Here is a 20,466-nt window from a genome sequence, read left to right as displayed (position 1 = left end):
TTTCAACCGGTGCCCTGCCAAGTTCGTAACGTCGGCTATCGGTTCAGCCAGGGAGCGCCTCATGATGGAAGACACGGCAGGACGGATCATGGTCCGCGCGGCGATGCGGGCTCCCTATCTCGAACGCGACGAGGAGCATCGGCTGGCCCTGCTCTGGAAGCAAGACAACGACCAAAACGCCCTGCACAGCATTACCGTCGCTCATATGCGGCTGGTCATTTCCATGGCCTCGAAATTCCGCCATTACGGCCTGCCGCTCGGCGACCTGATCCAGGAAGGCCATGTCGGCCTGCTCGAGGCCGCCGCCCGTTTCGAGCCCGAGCGTGAAGTGCGGTTTTCGACCTATGCGACGTGGTGGATCCGCGCCTCGATGCAGGATTACATCCTGCGCAACTGGTCGATCGTGCGCGGCGGCACGAGCTCGGCACAGAAAGCCCTGTTCTTCAACCTGCGACGTCTGCGCGCCCGGCTGGCGAACGGCGCCGAGCCACTTTCCAACGCAACCCTCTACCGCGAGGTGTCAGTTGCGCTCGGCGTCTCCGAGGCTGACGTGGCGATGATGGATTCACGGCTGTCGGCGCCCGACTCCTCGCTCAACGTACCGCTCGCCGACGATGCTGGCGCGACCGAGCGGATGGACTTCCTGGTTTCCGACGATCCCCTGCCCGACGAGATCGTCGGCGACAAGATCGATGTCGCACGCCGCTCGCTTTGGCTGAAGGAGGCGCTCCATGCGTTGAACGCGCGTGAACTCAGGATCATCGAGGAACGCCGACTGAACGACGAGGGCGCCACGCTCGAGGCGCTCGGCGAGACGCTCGGCATTTCCAAGGAGCGCGTCCGCCAGATCGAGGCCCGCGCCATGGAAAAGCTGAAGGTGGCGCTGGTGAAGCAGAACCCGGAATTTCTGGCGACGGCCGCCTGATCCCGCTCGACAACTCTTATTTGTCGGTGACGATCTTGACCTTGTCGCCGGCCGAAACCGCGGCACCCGGCGACAGCGCGTTGAGCACCCGGAACAGGTCGAGCTTGCGGTCGACGCCGACCATCTGCGCGGCGAGCGAGCCCATCGTCTGGCCCGGCTGCACCGTGAGCACGCGGATATGCAGCGGCTTCAGGGCCGCCTTCTCAGCAGCACTCAGGATACGGAACGACCCGCTGACCGAGCGCGCCACCGTCTCCAGCGAGGTGCTGGCCGAGGGCGCTGCGGTCAGCAGCCGGTAGACCTGGCCGCCGGCACGGATCACCGCGATATCGAACTGCCAGCCCTCGGCGCTGGCATGCGCGGTCGCGGCCTCGTTGCCGTTGATGGTTTCCTGCTTGACGCTGCTGTCGTCGAGACCTGCCACCCAGCCGCTTCTGATGTAGTCGGTCAGGGCGCGGTTCTTGTCGATCGAGACGCCGTCGAAGCGGATCGCGATGTCGCCCGGCCCGGTCGCCGTCACCGCCGCCGCCGAATTGTCGATGATGAAACCGTCCGGCACCGTGAACGACACGCCGAGGCCCGGATGAAGGAACGTCTCGCCGCGCACATAACCTTCCTCCGGCGTGTCGCCATAGAGCAGACCGTCTATGCCGGCGAGGAAGGAATCGCGGTCGCGCGTGCCGACGCCGGGCGCGCCGAACTGGCGGGCATGGCGCTGCGCCAGATCAATGCGCTGCGGCGTGTTGGGGTGCGTGGCCAGGAAGTCGAGGCTGGCGTCGGTGGCGCCGCTGATCGAGCGGAAATCGGTGTAGGCCGACATCGACTGCAGGAAGCGGCCGGCGGCATAGGGATCATAACCGGCTTCACCAATCGACTTGATACCGATGGCGTCGGCTTCCAGCTCCTGGTTACGCGAGAACTGCGCGAGCCGGAGCTTGCCGCGGATCAGCGCCGCCTTGGCTGTCGGGCTGTCACCGAGGACGTCCGAAACCACTTTGGTTGCCAGGCCTTCCTCGGCTTCCAACTGCTGGCGCTGCAGGCCGTGATTGGCGGTGACGTGGCCCATCTCATGCGCGATGACGGCGGCAAGCTCGGACGAATCATTGGCCAGCGCCAAAAGGCCGCGCGTGATGTAGAGATAGCCGCCGGGCAGTGCGAAGGCGTTGACGTTGGGCGAATTGAGGATGGTGATGCGATAGGTCTGTGTCGGGTTGGCCGAGACAACGGTCAAATTGCCGACGACCTTGGCGACCATGCGCTCGAGCTTGGGATCGGAATATTCGCCGCCATAGGTCGCCAGGATGCGTGGATGCTGCGCCTTGGCGAGTTCGGCCAGCTTGTTGTTGGCGCCAACATTGTCGACGGTGATCGGCCTGTCGGACGGCTGGAAGCCGGATTCCTGGACCTCCGGAGGCGTGAACATCTGGCAGCTTGCCAGCGCCACGGCAAAGCCGGCCAGCGCCAGAAAGCGCGCCAGCGGATTCATTCGCAGCTTGTCGACGCCGATCGCCAGAGCGGCTTCCTTTCAGGTCCCGGCGCATGAACAGGAAAATCGGGGGCGATCTTCGGAACCTGTCATGCGCAAAAAACAAATTTCTACGGCACCCGTCACACGTCCCTCGGGGCATGTGACGGGTGCAGTAGGCAAATCACGGCCTGTGCCGGACCAGTAGGGCGGACCTAGCCACACTACTTCTGCCATGGCAAGCAAGCGTCCCATCGCCTGAGATCGGTTTGACCGTAAATTATGTCCGCTTCCGGGCAATATCTCGTGATACGGCATTGCCGGCACTTGTCCCGATATAGCGCCGGAACGCTTCCGGACCAGCCTCGGCAAAGAAATCGTCCGCGCTGCCGATGGCCGCGATGGCGCCATCGTCCAGAAACACCACATTCTGGCCGATTCGGCGGGCATCCTCAGGCTGATGCGTGACGAACAGCACCGTCATGCCGCGTTCGGCGTGCACACCGGCGACCAGATCGAGCATATCATCGCGCAAGGCCGGCCCCAACGAGGCAAAGGGCTCGTCGAGCAGCAGAACCGGGCGATCGCGCACCAGCACGCGCGCCAGGGCAACACGCTGCCGTTCGCCGCCGGAGAGTTCGCGCGGCAAGCGCTTTTCCTTGCCGCCAAGGCCAGTGCGCGCAAGCGCGCCGGCGATCGCCTCGCGGTCGGTATCGGTCAGCCGCAGCGACGGCGAGCGGCCGAGCCCGACATTCTGCTCGACGGAGAGATGGCCAAAAAGGTTGTTTTCCTGAAACACCATCGACACCGGCCGGGCGGCCGGAGGATCGGCGCCGACATCGGCCCCGCCGATCAGCACGCGGCCCGACTGCGGCGCCTCGAAGCCGGCAACCAGATTGAGCAGCGTCGACTTGCCCGAACCGCTCGGCCCCATAATGGCGGTGATTTCGGCAGCCGCGAAAGCGACATCGAAGGCGAGCGGCGCCTCGCCATAGCTGAACGAGACCTTGTCCAGCCGCACCGGAACACCCTTCCTGCCCTCATCAGACATAGCGGACCTTTTCCCTTCCGAGCCAGTCCGCCGCCAACACCAAGGCGAGGCAGACCAGGCCTAGCAGCAGCGCCAGGCCGGCGGCGTCCTCGGTGCGGTAGCTGCCCATGCGCGAAAGCAGAAGGTAGGGCAAGGTCTGCACGGAATCACTGCCGAACAGCGCGATGACGCCGAGATCGCCGAGCGACAGCGCCATGGCGAAAGCGAAGGCCGTGGCGAGCGGACGCCGCAATGACGGCCAGTCGACCAGCCGCAGCCTCGCCCAGCCGGCAATGCCGAGCTGCGCGCAGAGCCGTTCGTGACGCTCGCTCGCCGCATCATAGGCGGGGCGGACGGCACGCAGCGCGAAGGGCATCGCCATGACGGCATTGACGGTGACGACCATGACCGGTGCGATGGCAAAGACATCGCCGGCATGGCGCAGTAGCAGGAACCAGCCGGCGCCGATGACGATCGGCGGCACGACCAGCACAAAACCCGCGCCGGTATCCGTGGCATGTTCGAGCAGCGCTCTTGGACCGGCGCGACGGTTCAACGCGAGTGCCCGGCGCGCCATGGTCAGCGCCAGCGACAGCATCACCGAAAGCAGCGCCGACAGGAAGGCCAGCACCGCACTGGTCAGCGTCGCCTGCCGGACAGCGGCCTCGCCCGCCAGCCGGCCGAGATCGGCACCCAACCCTGCAATCACCGTGGCAGCCATCGGCCCGATAACGAACAGCAGCGCCAGCACGATGAGCGCGGCGTTCAGCATGGTCTCGGTGCCGTTGACGGAGAGATAGCGGCGCGGCGCGACCGGCAGGTTGGTGTCGCCGACGACATTGGCGCCAAGCCGCGTCAGCGCCAGCACCACGATGAAGGTCAGCGCGATCTGCAGCAATGTCAGCGCGACCGCTCGCGCCGGATCGAAATCGAAGCGCAGCGCCTGGTAGATGCCGACCTCCAGCGTCGTCGCGGCCGGCCCACCGCCCAGCGTCAGCACGATGGTGAAGGATGTGATGCACAGCATGAAGACCAGCCCGGCGACACCCGGCAGAGCGGCGCGCAGCGTCGGCCATTCGATCAGCCGGAAGGCCGGCCGCGCCGCCATACCGAGCTGGCTTGCCAGCCGCCATTGGTCGGCGGGAATGGTCTGCAGCGCCTCGAGGAACAGCCGCGTCGCCAACGGCAGATTGAAGAAGACATGGGCGACGAGAATGCCGGACAGGCCGTAAATGCCTGGCCAGCCCTGGCCGCCGACGGCGCTGAACAGCCCGGCGAAATAGCCGGCGCGGCCGTAGAGCGCCAGGATACCGAGCGCCGCGACGATCGCCGGCAGCGCCAGCGGCACGGCGAAAAGCTGCAGGATGAAGGCGCGGCCGAAGAAGCGCGGATGCCGCGACAGCGCGCGCGCCACGAACAGGGCCGGGCCGACAGAAAGCAGCGTCGATAGGGCGGCCTGCCAGAGCGTGAAGCGCACGACGCGCAGCAGGTAGGGATCGAAGGCCGCCCAGGCGCCCGAAAAGTCATGGGCGCCTTCGACGAGCAGACCGGCAAACGCGCCGCCGATCAGCAGTGTGATCGCGGCGAGCGCGAGGATGCCGGCGCGAACGCGGGAGTCAGAGGACGCGCGCCTTCCACCCTCCCCCTTGCGGGGAGGGTCGGATCGCGGATGCCGCAAAGCGGTGTCCGCGATCCGGGGTGGGGGTGAGTCTGGGCTCAGCGTCGGCACCCCCACCCCGCTCCGCTTCGCGGATCGACCCTCCCCACAAGGGGGAGGGTGAAGCGCGCGCTCATTTGCTCATCACCGCCAGCCATTCATCGACCCAGGCCTTACGGTTAGCGGCGACCTCCTCGGGGCTGAACAGCAAGGTCTTGGTCGGCTTGACCAGTTTGTCGAAGGCCGGGTTGAGCGGCTTGTCGGTCTTCCCGGCCGGGAACATCCAGTTGGTCTCAGGGATCGCGTCCTGGAATTTCGGGCCGGTCATGAAAGCGATGAACTTTGCCGCCAGCGGGTTCTTCGCCCCCGTGGTGGTGATGCCGGCCACCTCGATCTGCAGATACTCGCCTTCCTCGAAGGAAGCCGCCTGGTAGCGCTGCGTGTTCTCGGCGACCATGTGGTAGGCTGGCGACGTCGTATAGGACAGCACCATCGGCGCTTCGCCCTTGGTGAACAGGCCATATGCCTCGCTCCAGCCCGGCGTCACGGTCAGCACCTTCGTCTTGAGCTTGGCCCAGGCTTCCGGCGCCTTGTCGCCATAGACCGACTTCACCCACAACAGCAGCCCGAGGCCCGGCGTCGAGGTGCGCGGATCCTGGATGACGATCTTGTCGTCGGCGCTGCCTTCGACCAGCTCCTTCAGGCTCTTGGGAGGCGTCTTCAGCTTTTCGGTGTCGTAGACGACAGCGAAATAGCCGTAGTCGAAGGGAACAAAAGTATCGTCGCTCCAGCCACCCGGCACGTTGACGTCGCTCACCACGCCATGCGGCGCAAACAACCCGCTGGCCTTGGCATCGGCGGTGAGATTGGTGTCGAGGCCGAGCACGATATCGGCCTTGGTCGAGGCGCCTTCGAGCTTGACGCGGTTGAGCAGCGCGACGCCGTCGGCAACCGAGACGAACTCGACGTCGCAGCCGCATTGGGCTTCGAATTCCTTCTTCACCACGGGGCCTGGACCCCAGTCGGCGGTGAAGCTCTCATAGGTATAGACGGTGAGCTTGTCCTTGGCCAAGGCCGGCCCGGACAGCGCCACCAGCGTGGCTGAGACAAGAGCGTATAAAAGCGTGCGCATCGGCGCCTCCCTCGTTCGAATTGAAAGGAATTGAGGCGTCGGACTGTCCGAAACGTCTAATCCCTCCGCCGGTACAAACCGGATCAGGTTCAGCGGGTTGGCGAGATTGCCTCTCAGCCGGTCCGCGAAGATCGCGCCCGGCACCCCGTTAGAGCGTTTCGACACATAGGCCGGCCCGAGGAACCGCGCAAGTGGCAGTTTGCCGGCCTTCCGTTTCCGGTGCCGGGCTGGTACAGGCCACACGATATGAGCACATTCACCATCCTGCTTGGCGGCGATCTCATCCGCACGCCCCGGCTCGACCGCCATGTCGAGGGCACGCGCGTGATCGCCGCGGATGCCGGCATCGGCCATGCACGGCTGCTCGGCCTCGTGCCGGAACTGTGGGTAGGCGATTTCGATTCGGTGCCGGCCGATCTGCCGGAAGAGCTCGCCGCCGTCCCCCGCCGGACCTTCCCGGCGGAGAAGGACAAGACTGACGGCGAACTGGCGATCGCCGCGGCCCTCGAGCGCGGCGCCACCCGCCTGGTGCTCGCGGGCGCGTTCGGCGGCAAGCGCGCCGACCATGCCTTCCTGCATCTGGCGCTTGCCCTGCGCCTGGCTGAGGCCGGGACCGAGGTGCTGCTGACCAGCGGTGCCCAGGAAGGCGTGCCTTTGCTGTTGGGAAAGGCCGGCTTCGACTATGCCGACGGCACGCTGTTTTCCATCCTCGGTTTTTCCGAACTTACCGGACTGACCGTCACCGGCGCCAAATGGCCGCTCAACCAGGTCGAAGTGGCCTTCGGTTCGTCACTGACCATCTCCAACGAGGTCAAGTTCGACAAGATCGGGGGCCGCCTCGAAATCGCGCTCGGCCACGGCCGCGCGTTGCTGCTTGCGCATCCGTATCCATTACCTGAAAGCTGACATGGCTCCGCCTCTTCTCAATCTCGACGGGATAAAGCTGACCTTCGGTGGCACGCCGCTGCTCGATGGCGCCGCCTTGACCGCTTCGGCCGGCGACAAGATCGCTTTGGTCGGCCGCAATGGATCCGGCAAGTCGACATTGCTCAAGATCGCCGCTGGCCTGATCGAGCCACAGGACGGCGAGGTGTTCCGCCAGCCTTCGGCAACCGTCCGCTATCTGCCGCAAATGCCCGACATGGAAGGTTTTGCCACCGTTCGCGCCTATGTCGAGGCGGGACTTGGTCCGGCAGATGATCCCTACCGCGCCTCCTATCTGATGGAGCATCTCGGCCTGTCGGGCGAAGAACGGCCGGGCGATCTCTCGGGCGGCGAGGCCAGGCGCGCTGCCCTTGCCCGCGTCATGGCGCCGGAACCCGACATTCTGCTGCTCGATGAGCCGACCAACCATCTCGACCTGTCCGTCATCGAATGGCTGGAAGAGGAGCTCGTGCGCACCTCCTCGGCGCTCATCGTCATTTCGCACGACCGCCGTTTCCTCGAGCGCGTGTCGCGCGCCACTGTCTGGCTCGATCGCGGCCAGACCCGCAGGCTGGACAAGGGTTTTGGCCATTTCGAGGAATGGCGCGACCTGGTGCTGGAAGAGGAAGAGCGCGAGCAGCACAAGCTCGGCCGCCAGATCGTGCGCGAGGAGCATTGGCTGCGCTATGGCGTGACGGCGCGCCGCAAGCGCAACATGCGCCGGCTGGGCGAGTTGCAGACCATGCGCCAGCGTTTTCGTGGCCATCGCGGCGCCGAGGGCACCGCGACCATGGTGGCGAGCGACGCCGCCGAGTCCGGCAAGCTGGTGATCGAAGCCAAGAACATCGAGAAGAGCTTTGGCGATCTCAATGTGGTCAAGGGCTTCTCGACGCGGATCCAGCGTGGCGACCGCGTCGGTCTCGTCGGGCCGAACGGCGCGGGCAAGACGACGCTTCTGAAGATGCTGACCGGCGAATTGGCGCCGGACGCCGGCTCGGTCCGGCTCGGCACCAACCTGGAAATCGCCACGCTCGACCAGAAGCGCGAGGCGGTCGATCCGCAGGAGACGCTCGCGCAATACCTCACCGACGGGCGCGGCGAAAACCTCGTCATCAATGGCGAGCAACGCCATGTCGTCTCCTACATGAAGGATTTCCTGTTCAAGCCGGAGCAGGCGCGCACGCCGGTGCGAGAATTGTCCGGTGGCGAGCGGGCGCGGCTGATCCTGGCGCGCGTGCTGGCGCGGCCGGCGAACCTCCTCGTGCTCGATGAGCCGACCAACGATCTCGACATGGAGACGCTGGAATTGCTGCAGGAACTGGTTGCCGGCTTCGCCGGCACCGTCATCCTGGTCAGCCACGACCGCGATTTCCTCGACCGAACCGTGACCAGCATCATAGCGCCGGACGGCGGCGGCCGCTGGGTCGAATATGCCGGCGGCTATTCCGACATGCTGGCGCAGCGCGGCGGCACCAGGCTCGACGACCGCAAGGCGCGCGCCAAGGCTGAAGCCGCCGATGCGCCGGCGCCGGGCAAGAGCGAACCGGCAGCCGCGAAAGGGCCGGCGAAGAAACTGTCCTTCAAGCAGAAATTCGCCCTGGAATCGCTCCCCAAGAAGATCGAGGCGGTGACCGCATCGATCTCGCGGCTGGAGAACAATATCGCCGACCCCGCCTATTACGAACGCGATCCGGCCTCGTTCCAGAAGACCATCTCTGCCCTCGACAAGGAACGTGCGACGCTGGCCGCGCTCGAGGAAGAGTGGCTGGAGCTGGAGATGCTGCGCGAGGAGATGGAAGGGTAGTTTGTCCCTACGAGATTATGCGTCTATGTTGGGCACATAGAGGGCAACTCCATTGCTTCAATCGAAACCCAAACCTCAGCGAAAATTCGCCACGATATCGATCAGCTTCCAGTTGCTCGAAGACGCCAAGTTGTTGGGCATCGACATCTCTCGTGCCGCAGAGACCGGCATCGCAGAAGCGATTGCGGCGAAGAAGACCCTTCAATGGCAGGCAGAGAACAGGAAAGTCATTGCAAGCTCAAACGACTATATCAGCCGAAACGGGTTGCCCTTAGCCAAGTATCGGCCGTTTTGAGACCACAACCCTATCCAAGTCCGCTGACGCCGCCTTCTCAGCCCGCCGTCTTCGCCTGCCAGGCCTTGATCGCCTCGTCGAACACCTTCTCGCCGGGAATGCCTTTTTCCATCGTCAGCAGCGCCCGCCGTCCGGTCTTGTAGACGACAGGCACGTCGATCCAGTCCTGGCCGCGCAGCAGGGTCATGTTGGCGTCCTCGTCGGCCTTGGTGTCGTTGAGCGCGACGAGGAAGAAGCCGTCGGCGATCTTGGCCGGAATGCCGATAAGCGGGCTGCCGGCATCCTGCTCCGAACTCTTCATGGCAACGCGCAGGATGTTGTCGACACCGCCGCCCTCGAAACCGTCAGGCGTCAGGAAGATCATCTCGATGATATGGCTGGCCGGCAGCGTCTGGTCGGTGTTGCGGCGGATGGTCATGCGCAGCTGGATGTCCTTGCCGGGGATGGTCGCCTCGGCGCGGATCGCCGGCTCGGGCGGCAGATCGCCGCCGGGCGATTCCTGCACCAGCGACCAGACGATGCTGCCGGGCTCGGCCGAGCCCTGCGCGGTGCTGGTGCGCTCCTCATAGAAGATCGCCTTCTGGCCGACCGGCACCGAGGTCTGCGTCGCCGGGGCAGCCGCCGGTGCCGCGGGCGTGGCGCCCGCCGGAGCGGGCGGCGGTGTGGCGGCGGCATCGGCCGGCGCCGCGGGTGCGGTTCCGTTGGCGGGCGGTGTTGCCGCGGGCGCGGTGCCTGCCGCAGGTGCGGTCGCAGCAGGCGTCGCCGCGGCTGGCGCTGCCGGGGGCGCGGCTGCAGCCGGGGGCGGATTGGCCGGCGCATTCGTCGCCGAGGGCGGCGTCGTCAGCGCGGCGACGGATTCACCCTCGCCTATGCCCGTTTGTCCACCGGCCGGGCCGGGGTCGGTCTCGCCGCCTTCGGGCGTCAGCCGCTGCGTGAATTTCGTCCCCTCGGCACCTGCCGCGGGCGCCGGTGGCGTCGCGGCGGCATCGGTCGCAGGCTTCGCCGGCGCCGGCTTCACCGGTTCGGTCTTGGCGACGACCTTGCTACCGCCCAGGCCCAGCATCTTGCTGAAGGCGTCCTTGTTGAGCCAGATGCCATAGCCACCGCCGGCGACCACCAGCAAGGCGACGACGGCCGCGATCAGCCCGCCATAGCTGCGCCTGCGCTCGGCCGGGCGCAGGCGGAAAGTATCGGCTGCCGCCGGTTCCTCATCGTTCGGGAAGACGTCGGCGCGGTCATCGTCCTGGTCCGCATCCATGCCCGGCAAGGCATGATCGGCGAGATCCGGGGCCACCGGTTGCACCGGCGTGGGCTTCTGCCAGCTCGGCTCGGTCTTGGCGGCGGGCGGCGCGGGCCGGTATGGTTCCGGCTTGGCGGCTGGCGGCGGCGCGGGACGGGTGGGCTCCGGCTTCGCGACTGGCGGCGCCGGCCACGCCGACTCGGCCTTCACCGGCTGGCGCGCGTGGCTTGGCTGGTTCTTGTTGCGGTCGATCGAGGAAAAGATGTGTTCCAGCTCGGCGAGCGGATCCGTTTCCGGCACGCTCTTGGCATACTCGCGCTCAACGCTCGTAATGGCGTTTTCCAGTGAGCGCTTTTGCGCGCTTATGGCCTCGGTGGCAAGCGGCGGCGAATATTCCGCAAGCTTCTTGGCCAGCATGGAACGAACGCTCTCATAGATGCGCGTACGCTTTTCGGGCGTCTCGTCGCCGTGCTTGTCGAGCGCCTTTTTCAGAACAGCAACAAAATCTGCCATGCTTCAGTCGACCTGTATTTTGCTTCCGCGCCGGCCCCCGCAAATCAGCCGCGATGCCCGGAAAGGCTCCAGAAACTAGTCTTGAAACGGATCGGTCACAAGTATCGTATCGTCCCGTTCCGGGCTGGTGGAGAGGAGTGCCACCGGCGCGCCGATCAACTCCTCTATGTATCGGACATATTTGACGGCCTGGGCCGGAAGATCGTTCCAGCTGCGCGCGCCGGCAGTGGTGCCTTTCCACCCTTCCAGCGTCTCGTAGACCGGTTCGACACGGGCTTGCGCGCCCTGGCTGGCCGGCAAATAGTCGATCATCTCGCCGTCGAGGCGATAGCCGGTGCAGACCTTGATCTCGTCCAGCCCGTCGAGCACGTCGAGCTTGGTCAATGCGATGCCCTTGATGCCGTTGACGGCGACAGCCTGGCGCACCAGCACCGCGTCGAACCAGCCGCAGCGGCGCTTGCGCCCGGTGACGACGCCGAATTCATGGCCGCGCGTGCCGAGGAATTCGCCAATCTCGTTCTTCTGTTCGGTCGGGAACGGACCTTCGCCGACGCGCGTCGTGTAGGCCTTGGTGATGCCCAAGACATAGCCGATGGCGCCCGGTCCGACGCCCGAGCCGGCGGCGGCCTGGCCGGCCACCGTGTTCGACGAGGTGACGAACGGATAGGTGCCGTGGTCGATGTCGAGCAACGTGCCTTGCGCGCCCTCGAACAGGATGCGCTCGCCGGCGCGGCGCTTGTCGTCGAGGATCTTCCAGACACGGTCCATATAGGGCAGGATCTCGTCGGCGACCGAGGTCAATTCGGTCATGATCGCGTCATGCGTGACTTCGCCATGGCCAAGCCCGCGGCGCAGCGCATTGTGGTGCGTCAGCAGCCTGTCGACCTTCAGGGGAAGCGTTTCCAAATCCGCCAGATCCATCACCCGCACCGCGCGCCGACCCACCTTGTCCTCATAGGCCGGACCGATGCCCCGGCGGGTCGTGCCAATCTTCGTCCCGGAATTTGACGCGGCGTCCTCGCGGAATCCGTCCAGCTCCCGGTGCAGCGACAGGATAAGCGCTGTGTTTTCGGCTATTTTCAGGCGCTCGGGCGTCACCTCGACGCCTTGCGCCTTGAGCTTCGCCACTTCGGCCACGAAAGCATGCGGGTCGAAGACCACGCCATTGCCGATGATGGACAGCTTGCCCTGCCGCACGACGCCTGACGGCAACAGCGACAGCTTGTAGACCTTGCCGTCGACGACCAGCGTGTGGCCGGCATTGTGGCCGCCCTGGAAACGCACCACGACATCGGCGCGCTCCGACAGCCAGTCGACGATCTTGCCCTTGCCTTCGTCGCCCCACTGCGAGCCGACGACCACCACATTGGCCATGTTTCTTTTCCCTTGAGACGCCGCCGAGCGGCTTGGATATGGTTCGAAACGACAGGCCTCTATAGCGTCAAGACCTCGCGAGTGCGACCTTTCTTTGCCGCCGAAAATGCCCTGAGGCACAACAATTTTCGGCTTTGACATCATTTACTTGGGCTGAGAGGGGCAATAGGCCGGCAAACACCGCGACGCATCCGTCGCGGCCGGAATCCCGCGATGCATCGACACGCCTACTTATTCCTGCTGCTCACCACCTTGCTGTGGGGTGGCAATTCGGTGGCCGGCAAGCTCGCGGTCGATCATGTCTCGCCGATGATGCTGGTCTTCCTGCGCTGGGTGCTGGCGGTGGCGATCCTGCTGCCGATCGGCTGGCGCACGATCCAACAGGACTGGCCCGTGGTGCGCAGGCACTGGCTCATTCTGGCGGCACTGGGCGCCAGCGGCTTCACGCTGTTCAACGTGATCTTCTACACGGCGCTCAACTACACGACGGCGATCAACGTCTCGATCGAACAGGCGGCGATGCCGATCTTGATCATGACAGCCAATTTCATCTTCTTCCGGCTGCGTGTGAACTGGGCGCAGATCGCCGGCGTCGTACTGACCATTGCCGGCGTGATCCTGACCGCTTGCCACGGCGATCCCCGCCGGTTGCTGACGCTGGAACTCAATTTCGGCGACGCCATCATGCTGGTGGCGGTCGTCCTCTACAGCGGCTATTCGGTCGGGCTGCGGCTGAAGCCGGCGATGCGCTGGCAGAGCCTGATGCTGGCCATGTCGATCGCGGCACTCATCACCTCGCTGCCCTTCTTGCTGTGGGAGGTCGCCGCCGGCAAGGCCATCGTCCCCGACGCGCGCGGCTGGACGGTCATCGTCTATACCGCGATCGGCGCCTCGGTCGTCTCGCAGATAACTTATATCAGGGGCAACGAGCTGATCGGCGCCAACCGCGCCGGCCTGTTCATCAACCTGGTGCCGATCTTCGGCACGTTGCTTTCGGTGCTGATCGTCGGCGAGACGTTCCAGCTCTATCAGGCGCTGGCGCTTGTGCTCGTGCTGGGCGGCATCGGGCTTGCCGAACATAGCGGGCGCAAGATGGCGATGACCTCGCGAGCCAAGGCGCACTGAGCGGCAGGAAGGCGCGACAAACGCCGCGCCTTCCGATCTTGGCGAAAGCCGGGATCAGATCCCGCCGACGTCGAACTGCAGCCGCTTGGCCGAGTCGATCGACTTGTGCGCCCGCACCTGCTCCAGCACCTTTTCCGGGAACGGCGCATCGAGATAGAGCAGCGCGATGGCGTCGCCGCCCGGCCGGTTGCGGCCAAGCTGGAAGTTGGCGATGTTCACGCCGTTCTCGCCACATACCGTGCCAAGCAGGCCGATGATGCCGGGCGCATCGGCATTGGTGGTGTAGAGCATGTGCTGGCCGACCTCGGCGTCGAGGTTGATGCCCTTGATCTGGATGAAGCGCGGCTTGCCGTCGGAGAAGCAGGTGCCGGCGATCGAGCGCGTCCTGTGCTCGGTCTTGACCGTCAGCTTGATGTAGCCGTCGAACACGCCCGACTTGTCGCGCTTGACCTCGGCGACGATGATGCCGCGCTCCTTCACCATAATCGGCGCCGACACCATGTTGACGTCGGCGACCTGGGGCCGGATCAGCCCGGCCAGTGCGGCGCTGATCAGCGCGCGCGTGTTCATCGTCGCGGTCGAGCCGTCGAACAGGATCTCGACCTCCTTGATCGGATCCTCGGTGACCTGGCCGACAAAGGCGCCGAGCACTTCGGCGAGCTTGACGAAGGGCTTCAGCCGCGGCGCTTCTTCCGCCGTGATCGACGGCATGTTGATGGCGTTGGAGACCGCGCCCTTGATCAGATAGTCCGACATCTGCTCGGCGACCTGCAGCGCGACATTCTCCTGCGCTTCCGCCGTCGAGGCGCCGAGATGCGGTGTCGCCACCACGTTTTCCATGCCGAACAAGGCGTTCTGCTCGGCCGGCTCCACCTCGAACACGTCGATGCCGGCGCCGGCCACCTTGCCGCTCTTCAGCGCCGCGATCAGATCGGCCTCGACGACCAGCCCGCCGCGCGCGCAATTGATGATGCGCACGCCGTTCTTCATCTTGGCGATTGCCCCGGCATCGATGATGTTGCGTGTCTTGTCGGTCAGCGGCGTGTGCAGCGTGATGAAGTCCGCGCGGGCGAACAGCTCGTCGAGCTCGACCTTGTCGACGCCGAGCTCCTCGGCACGCTTGTCCGACAGGAACGGGTCGAAGGCGACGACATGCATTTTCAGGCCGACGCCGCGGGTGGCGACGATCGAGCCGATATTGCCGCAGCCGATGACGCCCAGCGTCTTGCCGGTGATTTCGACGCCCATGAAGCGGTTCTTCTCCCACTTGCCGGCATGGGTCGAGGCGTTCGCTTCCGGAATCTGCCGCGCCAGGGCGAAGATCATCGCCACGGCATGCTCGGCTGTCGTGATCGAATTGCCGAAGGGCGTGTTCATCACGATGATACCCTTGCGGCTCGCCGCCGGGATATCGACATTGTCGACGCCGATGCCGGCGCGGCCGATGACCTTGAGCTTCGTGGCGGCGCTTATCAGCTTTTCGGTGACCTTGGTCGCCGAGCGGATGGCGAGGCCGTCATACTGGCCGATCACTTCGAGAAGCTTTTCCTTGTCCTTGCCGAGATCGGGCAGATAGTCGACCTCGACGCCGCGATCCTTGAAGATCTGCACGGCGGTGGGAGAGAGTTTGTCAGAGACGAGAACGCGGGGCGCCATGGCGGCCTCCTTGAAAATGGGATTGATCCGGGAATGGGCGGCCCGCGGGCCGCCACGGAAAGTCTCAGGCCGCTGCTTTCAGCGACGCCTTCTGCGCGGCGAAAGCCCAGTCGAGCCAGGGCAGCAGCGCTTCGAGATCGGATGTCTCGACCGTCGCGCCACACCAGATACGCAGGCCGGGAGGCGCATCGCGATAGGAGCCGACGTCATAGGCGACACCTTCCTTGTCGAGCGCCGAGACCAGCCCCTTGGCGAACGCCGCCTGTCCGTCGGCGTCGAGCGCCGCGATATCCGGATCGGTGAAGGACAGGCAGACCGAGGTGTTCGACCGCGTCGCCGGCTGGACGGCGAGGTGGCCCAGCCACGAGGACTTGTCGACGAATCCGTCGAGCACGGCAGCATTGGCATCCGCCCTGGCGACCAGCGCATCGAGGCCGCCGATCGACTTCGCCCAGTGCAGTGCGTCGAGATAGTCCTCGACGCACAGCATCGACGGCGTGTTGATGGTCTCGCCCTTGAAGATGCCCTCGATCAGCTTGCCGCCGGAGGTCAGCCGGAAGATCTTCGGCAGCGGCCATGCAGGCTTGTAGCTCTCCAGCCGCGCGACGGCGCGCGGCGACAGGATCAGCATGCCATGCGCGCCCTCGCCGCCCAGCACCTTCTGCCAGGAGAAGGTGACGACATCGAGCTTTTCGAAATCGAGCTTTTGCGCGAAGGCGGCGGAAGTCGCGTCGCAGATGGTCAGGCCCATGCGGTCCGCCGGGATGAAGTCACCGTTCGGCACGCGCACGCCCGACGTGGTGCCGTTCCAGGTGAAGACCACGTCGCGGTCGAAATCGATCTTGGCGAGATCCGGCAATTCGCCATAGCCAGCCTCGAGCTTGCGCACGTCGGGGAGCTTCAGCTGCTTGACCACATCGGTGACCCAGCCGGAGCCGAAGCTTTCCCAGGCGACCATGTCGACGCCGCGCTCGCCGAGCAGCGACCACAGCGCCATCTCGACGGCGCCGGTGTCCGACGCCGGCACGATGCCGATGCGGTAGTCGGCCGGAACCTTGAGGATTTCGCGCGTCAGCTCGATCGCCTGTTCGAGCTTGGTCTTGCCGATCTTGGCGCGATGGGAACGGCCGAGCGCGGCATTCTTCAGCGCCTCGACCGACCAGCCGGGGCGTTTTGCGCAGGGACCTGAGGAGAAATTGGGGTTTGCCGGACGGAGTCCGGGCTTCGTATGCGTCGTCATCGTGGTCTATCCTTCCAGATAGTGGCCCCTCGTTGGGGAGGGGTGGCCCACGGACGGCGATATGCGTTCAGGCTTCGGGCGTCAAGAGGAAAGTTTTTGTCGCTGCCGGGATACCGGCGATCCGCGATCAGGATCGCGTGATCTCAAACGCGAACGGCGGACCGCAGGGATCCGCCGCCAAAATCCTGCTCCGTCCCTGGCCTACCAGAGATCGTAGCGCAGCCCGAGCTTGACTGTCTGATAGTCAATTCCCTTGTGGATGCCGAAGGCGCCATTGTCATAGGCGACATATTTGGCATCGGGGACCGAAAAATACTCGTATCCGAGGTCAACTGAGACATTCTTGCTGACCTGATAGGAAAGCCCGGCGCCGATCGAATAAGCGAGATTGAATTTGGCTGCCGTGTCGGTTTGACCTTCATATCCTGCGGGATCATCGCAGAAGAACCCGCCTGTTCCGGCGGAATTCGCCGGTGTCTCCCTGCAATCTTTCGCGCCAATGCTCTTATAATATTTGTTGTAGGCCACGCCGATTCCACCGCCGATATAGGGGGTGATCCCCACGTAGGTGCCGAGATCGACATAGCCGTTGGCCATGAGGCTGTAGGCTTTGTTGGAGCCGTTGTCGATCTGATCGCACGTCTGCGTTGCTGCGGCGGAATTGATGGTTCCGAAGCCGTCATCTACGAGTGTCGAGCCTTTGCAGGTGGTCGCAAGCTTCTGATGATCACTGAATTTGTTCGTCGGCAGAATGCCACCATTCAGTTCCACCCGAAGATAGTCATTGATGTGGTAACCCATTCCGACGCTGCCGGTAAAAAGGCCACTGCTGGAAGTGAAGCTGTTCAGAGGCCCGCTCGAGACTTCCTCATCAGTGAAAGGATGACTGAAGGCGTAACCGACGTCACCGCGCAGGTACCAGCCTGAGCCGACCTCGACCGGCACATAATCGGGCGCCTGGTCGACGTAGATCGGTGGATCGTAGTCGGCGGCGAATGCCGGTGTCAGCGGCAAGAGGCCGAGTCCGGCAAGCGCCAGCACAATACGCGATATGAGTGTCATGGTCCCCGACTCCCGGATTTGACGACAGCTGCAACCAACACGGCAGCCATCGTTTTCAGAGAGCATTGTTAACCATAGTGGTTAAGTCGCGGTTAAGGCTAACAGAGCGTTAGCGAATTGATTTCGCTGACGCATGTCGCCCAAAATGACCTTCGTTTCGAGGCGATGCTCCAGGTCCCTCATCGGCGCCGACTCAAACGAAAACCGCCCGGCTGAGCCGGGCGGTTCGCGACCATTCGAGGCCGGAAAGTCTTACTTAGTGTAGATCGGCTCGGGTTCGGGCTGGTAGGCCACCGGTACGCTGCACCCATTGTTGCCGCCAAACTGATAGCGCAGGCCGCCACGCACTTCGTGGGTGTTGAAGCCGTGATCGAAGCCCGGGCCGGCGCTGCTCGTATCATATTCGAACATGCGGCCGCCCTGGATATGGGAGAAGCGGTAGCCCGCATCGAGGATGACCTTGTCGGTCAGGCAGTAGGACGCACCTGCCATGACCGCGTAGGCGAAGCGCCAGCTGGATACGCCGGGGTTGGTCTCGGTGGTGTTCGGGTCGTAGACGGTATCCCACTTGACCCGCGCGCCGCCGATACCGGCGCCGACATAGGGCGTGATGCCGTGCCAGGTGCCGATATCGACATAGGCATTGGCCAGCAGCAGCAGGGCGCTCATCTTCGACACTTCGGTCGAGGTCGAGACGAGATCCGAGGTTCCGCCGTTGAAGTTCGACTTGAACCAGTAGTCGGCGGTCAGGTCGGTGCGGAAACGTTCGTTGATCTTGTAGCCGACGCCGGCGCCAAGCGAGAAGCCGCCCTTGAGCTTGCCATAGTCGAAGGACTTGCTGCCAGCGACCCCGACAGGAGGTCCGCAGGGGCAAGGTGCCGCGCCGTAGGTGATGTAGTCGATGTCACCCATCTTGGACTTGTGATAGTCGATGTCGCCACGGATATACCAGCCGCCGACGTCGACCGGCTGCTCGTAGACTGGTGGTGGCGGCGCCTCTTCGACCTGCGGCTCAGGCAGGTCGGCTGCGAACACTGGCCAGGCCAGGCCCGCGAACAGCAGCGCGAACAGGGCCTTTCTTGCTGTATTGAACATGCTTGTCACCCCTAGGAACCCTCGGACCGCGATCGCGTCCGAACGAGATTGGCTTTCAGGCGTGGATAATGAATTGGAAAAGTTAAAAGGCGTTTAACCCTGTCGATTAACCACGAATCTCTAAAATTCGAGGAATCCGGCAATGATTTCGACGTTGGGGGCCGGTCCCCGGTCAGTAAAAAGCCCGCCGGAAGGGCGGGCCTGGATGCAACCGGCGCGGCGGCGTGACGCGCTGGGGCGCGCCGGAGATCAGGCTGCGCTGCGGGTCTCCGAAATGACCTCGACAATGTCGTTGACGACGGCCTCGACCAGTTGCGGATCGTCGCCCTCCGCCATGACACGGATCAGCGGCTCGGTGCCCGACGGGCGGATAACCAGACGCCCGGCCTTGCCGAGACGGTTGCGCGCATCCTCGATTGCGGCCTTGACCGGAGCTTCCTCGAGCGGCTTGCCGCCGGCGATACGGACATTCTTCAAGAGCTGCGGCACCGGCTCGAACTTCTTCGACAGTTCGCTGACCGGGCGTCCCTGGCGCTTGATGCAGGCCAGCACCTGCAGCGCCGACACCAGACCGTCGCCGGTGGTCGAGAAATCCGACAGCACGATATGGCCGGACTGTTCGCCGCCGACATTGAGCCCATGCGCGCGCATATGCTCCACGACATAGCGGTCGCCGACCTTGGTGCGGTGCAATTGCAGCTTCATGTCGCCGAGGAAGCGCTCGAGGCCGAGATTGGACATGACCGTCGAAACCACGCCGCCGCCGGCAAGCCGTCCGCTCTGGTGCCAGGACTCGGCGATCATCGCCATGATCTGATCGCCGTCGACGATCGCGCCATTCTCGTCGACGATGACGACACGGTCCGCATCACCATCGAGCGCGATGCCGATATCGGCGCGCACTTCATGCACCTTCTTCTGCAGGCCGGCCGGATGGGTCGAGCCGCATTCCTTGTTGATGTTGAAGCCGTTGGGCTCGACATTGATGGCCACGACCTCGGCGCCGAGTTCCCACAGCGCCTCGGGCGCCACCTTGTAGGCCGCGCCATTGGCGCAATCGACGACGATCCTGAGGCCCGAAAGCGACATCGAGCGCGGCAATGTGCGCTTGGCGAACTCGATGTAGCGGTCATGCACGCCATCGACACGCTTGGCGCGGCCAAGCCCGTCGGAGTCGGCGAGTGTCAGTTCGATATCCTTGTCGAGCATGCTCTCGATGCGCTCTTCGATCTCGTCGGAGAGCTTGTAGCCGTCCGGCCCGAACAGCTTGATGCCGTTGTCGTAATAGGGATTGTGCGAAGCCGAGATCATCACGCCGATATCGGCGCGCAGCGAACGCACCAGCATGGCGACGGCCGGGGTCGGGATCGGGCCGAGCAGGAACACATCCATGCCGGCGGCGCAAAGACCCGCCACCATCGCATTCTCGATCATGTAGCCGGAAAGCCTGGTGTCCTTGCCCAGAACGACGCGATGACGGTGGCTGCCGCGCTGGAACGAAAGGCCGGCGGCCATGCCGACGCGCATGGCGATTTCCGCGGTCATCGGAAACTTGTTGGCGCGCCCGCGGATGCCGTCCGTGCCGAAGTAATTCCCTGCCATGCTAGTTAAAGTCCTTGAAGGTTCTTTGCCGGCATTTCATGCCACAATTGGCCGATACGCCATGATCACATTGTGTGATTGTATGTTACCAATCCTTAGAAAACCATTGTTGTGAGCCGCGCACAACAAGGCTGCGGCCTGACGTAGTGGCATTGTGGCACCGCAATATACCATCTATGCGAGCTATTCGGCGCGGATGCACGCGGAAAATCTTGTTTTCAACCCGGTAAGGGGCAATGATTTCATCACCTTATCGGGAGGATCGGGGTTCGGGCGATATATACGCCACTTAGCATCTGGCGCAACCGACCGTTGAGCGTTATTGAT

General features: G+C 64.3%; 16 protein-coding genes and 1 riboswitch. Of the genes, 5 read left to right on the top strand and 11 right to left on the bottom strand.

The genetic code is table 11. The features are described 5' to 3' along the window. Window positions 1–61: 61 nt before the first annotated feature. Complete coding sequence (locus JG746_RS06840) at window positions 62–925, top strand: RNA polymerase factor sigma-32 (protein ID WP_202357472.1); 864 nt, start codon at window positions 62–64, stop codon at window positions 923–925. 16 nt (window positions 926–941) lie between these two features. On the opposite strand, the gene JG746_RS06835 is transcribed toward JG746_RS06840, so the two are convergent. The 4 genes from JG746_RS06835 to thiB form a co-directional block, all read right to left on the bottom strand. Next, window positions 942–2,411, bottom strand: a complete 1,470-nt coding sequence (locus tag JG746_RS06835) for a M48 family metalloprotease (RefSeq protein WP_202357471.1) — start codon at window positions 2,409–2,411, stop codon at window positions 942–944. A gap of 259 nt (window positions 2,412–2,670) precedes the next feature. After that, window positions 2,671–3,441, bottom strand: coding sequence for a thiamine ABC transporter ATP-binding protein (gene thiQ, locus JG746_RS06830; RefSeq protein WP_202357470.1), 771 nt, complete (start codon window positions 3,439–3,441; stop codon window positions 2,671–2,673). After that, complete coding sequence (thiP, locus tag JG746_RS06825) at window positions 3,434–5,098, bottom strand: thiamine/thiamine pyrophosphate ABC transporter permease (protein ID WP_202357469.1); 1,665 nt, start codon at window positions 5,096–5,098, stop codon at window positions 3,434–3,436. The genes thiQ and thiP overlap by 8 nt, the downstream gene beginning before the upstream one ends. A gap of 112 nt (window positions 5,099–5,210) precedes the next feature. Further along, window positions 5,211–6,209: a thiamine ABC transporter substrate binding subunit gene (gene thiB / locus JG746_RS06820; RefSeq protein WP_202357468.1), complete on the bottom strand. Its 999-nt coding sequence runs from the start codon at window positions 6,207–6,209 to the stop codon at window positions 5,211–5,213. Between the two features lie 43 nt (window positions 6,210–6,252). Next, window positions 6,253–6,367: riboswitch (TPP riboswitch) on the bottom strand. Window positions 6,368–6,455: 88 nt separating this feature from the next. On the opposite strand from thiB, the gene JG746_RS06815 reads away from it, so the two are divergent. Genes JG746_RS06815 through JG746_RS06805 form a run of 3 tightly spaced genes read left to right on the top strand, consistent with a single transcriptional unit; the run spans window position 6,456 to window position 9,232 of the window. After that, window positions 6,456–7,115, top strand: a complete 660-nt coding sequence (locus JG746_RS06815; protein ID WP_202357467.1) for a thiamine diphosphokinase — start codon at window positions 6,456–6,458, stop codon at window positions 7,113–7,115. A 1-nt stretch (window position 7,116) separates the two neighbouring features. After that, window positions 7,117–8,937 (top strand): ABC-F family ATP-binding cassette domain-containing protein, encoded by a 1,821-nt coding sequence (locus JG746_RS06810; protein ID WP_202357466.1) that lies wholly within the window; start codon window positions 7,117–7,119, stop codon window positions 8,935–8,937. A 52-nt stretch (window positions 8,938–8,989) separates the two neighbouring features. Next, window positions 8,990–9,232, top strand: a complete 243-nt coding sequence (locus tag JG746_RS06805) for a type II toxin-antitoxin system CcdA family antitoxin (protein ID WP_202357465.1) — start codon at window positions 8,990–8,992, stop codon at window positions 9,230–9,232. Between the two features lie 37 nt (window positions 9,233–9,269). Here the strand turns inward: JG746_RS06805 and JG746_RS06800 are convergent, their stop codons facing one another. Beyond that, window positions 9,270–10,985: a hypothetical protein gene (locus tag JG746_RS06800; RefSeq protein WP_202357464.1), complete on the bottom strand. Its 1,716-nt coding sequence runs from the start codon at window positions 10,983–10,985 to the stop codon at window positions 9,270–9,272. Window positions 10,986–11,060: 75 nt separating this feature from the next. Then, the gene (locus tag JG746_RS06795; RefSeq protein WP_202357463.1) at window positions 11,061–12,359 is read right to left on the bottom strand and encodes an adenylosuccinate synthase; all 1,299 of its coding nucleotides are present in this window, start codon (window positions 12,357–12,359) and stop codon (window positions 11,061–11,063) included. Window positions 12,360–12,572: 213 nt separating this feature from the next. Between JG746_RS06795 and JG746_RS06790 the strand changes: the two genes are divergently transcribed. Continuing rightward, window positions 12,573–13,484, top strand: a complete 912-nt coding sequence (locus JG746_RS06790; RefSeq protein ID WP_202357462.1) for a DMT family transporter — start codon at window positions 12,573–12,575, stop codon at window positions 13,482–13,484. A gap of 54 nt (window positions 13,485–13,538) precedes the next feature. On the opposite strand, the gene serA is transcribed toward JG746_RS06790, so the two are convergent. The 5 genes from serA to glmM all read right to left on the bottom strand — a co-directional run bounded on the left by serA (window position 13,539) and on the right by glmM (window position 20,139). Then, window positions 13,539–15,140 (bottom strand): phosphoglycerate dehydrogenase, encoded by a 1,602-nt coding sequence (serA, locus tag JG746_RS06785; protein WP_202357461.1) that lies wholly within the window; start codon window positions 15,138–15,140, stop codon window positions 13,539–13,541. A 64-nt stretch (window positions 15,141–15,204) separates the two neighbouring features. Beyond that, complete coding sequence (locus JG746_RS06780) at window positions 15,205–16,380, bottom strand: phosphoserine transaminase (RefSeq protein WP_202357460.1); 1,176 nt, start codon at window positions 16,378–16,380, stop codon at window positions 15,205–15,207. Between the two features lie 201 nt (window positions 16,381–16,581). Continuing rightward, window positions 16,582–17,442, bottom strand: a complete 861-nt coding sequence (locus tag JG746_RS06775; RefSeq protein ID WP_202357459.1) for an outer membrane protein — start codon at window positions 17,440–17,442, stop codon at window positions 16,582–16,584. Window positions 17,443–17,694: 252 nt separating this feature from the next. Continuing rightward, the gene (locus tag JG746_RS06770; RefSeq protein WP_202357458.1) at window positions 17,695–18,537 is read right to left on the bottom strand and encodes an outer membrane protein; all 843 of its coding nucleotides are present in this window, start codon (window positions 18,535–18,537) and stop codon (window positions 17,695–17,697) included. A gap of 249 nt (window positions 18,538–18,786) precedes the next feature. Beyond that, window positions 18,787–20,139, bottom strand: a complete 1,353-nt coding sequence (gene glmM / locus JG746_RS06765; protein ID WP_095772060.1) for a phosphoglucosamine mutase — start codon at window positions 20,137–20,139, stop codon at window positions 18,787–18,789. Between the last annotated feature and the right edge of the window lie 327 nt (window positions 20,140–20,466).

The sequence above is a fragment of the Mesorhizobium sp. 113-3-3 genome (assembly GCF_016756495.1).
Classification (GTDB): Bacteria; Pseudomonadota; Alphaproteobacteria; order Rhizobiales; family Rhizobiaceae; genus Mesorhizobium.
This window is presented reverse-complemented; position numbering and strand designations above follow the sequence as displayed.

Excerpts from the sequence above, each read along its gene's own strand:
- JG746_RS06840 (WP_202357472.1), top strand. The coding sequence starts at position 62 with ATGATGGAAGACACGGCAGGACGGATCATGGTCCGCGCGGCGATGCGG.
- JG746_RS06835 (WP_202357471.1), bottom strand. The coding sequence starts at position 2,411 with ATGAATCCGCTGGCGCGCTTTCTGGCGCTGGCCGGCTTTGCCGTGGCG.
- thiQ (WP_202357470.1), bottom strand. The coding sequence starts at position 3,441 with ATGTCTGATGAGGGCAGGAAGGGTGTTCCGGTGCGGCTGGACAAGGTC.
- thiB (WP_202357468.1), bottom strand. The coding sequence starts at position 6,209 with ATGCGCACGCTTTTATACGCTCTTGTCTCAGCCACGCTGGTGGCGCTG.
- JG746_RS06815 (WP_202357467.1), top strand. The coding sequence starts at position 6,456 with ATGAGCACATTCACCATCCTGCTTGGCGGCGATCTCATCCGCACGCCC.
- JG746_RS06810 (WP_202357466.1), top strand. The coding sequence starts at position 7,117 with ATGGCTCCGCCTCTTCTCAATCTCGACGGGATAAAGCTGACCTTCGGT.
- JG746_RS06800 (WP_202357464.1), bottom strand. The coding sequence starts at position 10,985 with ATGGCAGATTTTGTTGCTGTTCTGAAAAAGGCGCTCGACAAGCACGGC.
- JG746_RS06795 (WP_202357463.1), bottom strand. The coding sequence starts at position 12,359 with ATGGCCAATGTGGTGGTCGTCGGCTCGCAGTGGGGCGACGAAGGCAAG.
- JG746_RS06790 (WP_202357462.1), top strand. The coding sequence starts at position 12,573 with ATGCATCGACACGCCTACTTATTCCTGCTGCTCACCACCTTGCTGTGG.
- serA (WP_202357461.1), bottom strand. The coding sequence starts at position 15,140 with ATGGCGCCCCGCGTTCTCGTCTCTGACAAACTCTCTCCCACCGCCGTG.
- JG746_RS06780 (WP_202357460.1), bottom strand. The coding sequence starts at position 16,380 with ATGACGACGCATACGAAGCCCGGACTCCGTCCGGCAAACCCCAATTTC.
- JG746_RS06775 (WP_202357459.1), bottom strand. The coding sequence starts at position 17,442 with ATGACACTCATATCGCGTATTGTGCTGGCGCTTGCCGGACTCGGCCTC.
- JG746_RS06770 (WP_202357458.1), bottom strand. The coding sequence starts at position 18,537 with ATGTTCAATACAGCAAGAAAGGCCCTGTTCGCGCTGCTGTTCGCGGGC.
- glmM (WP_095772060.1), bottom strand. The coding sequence starts at position 20,139 with ATGGCAGGGAATTACTTCGGCACGGACGGCATCCGCGGGCGCGCCAAC.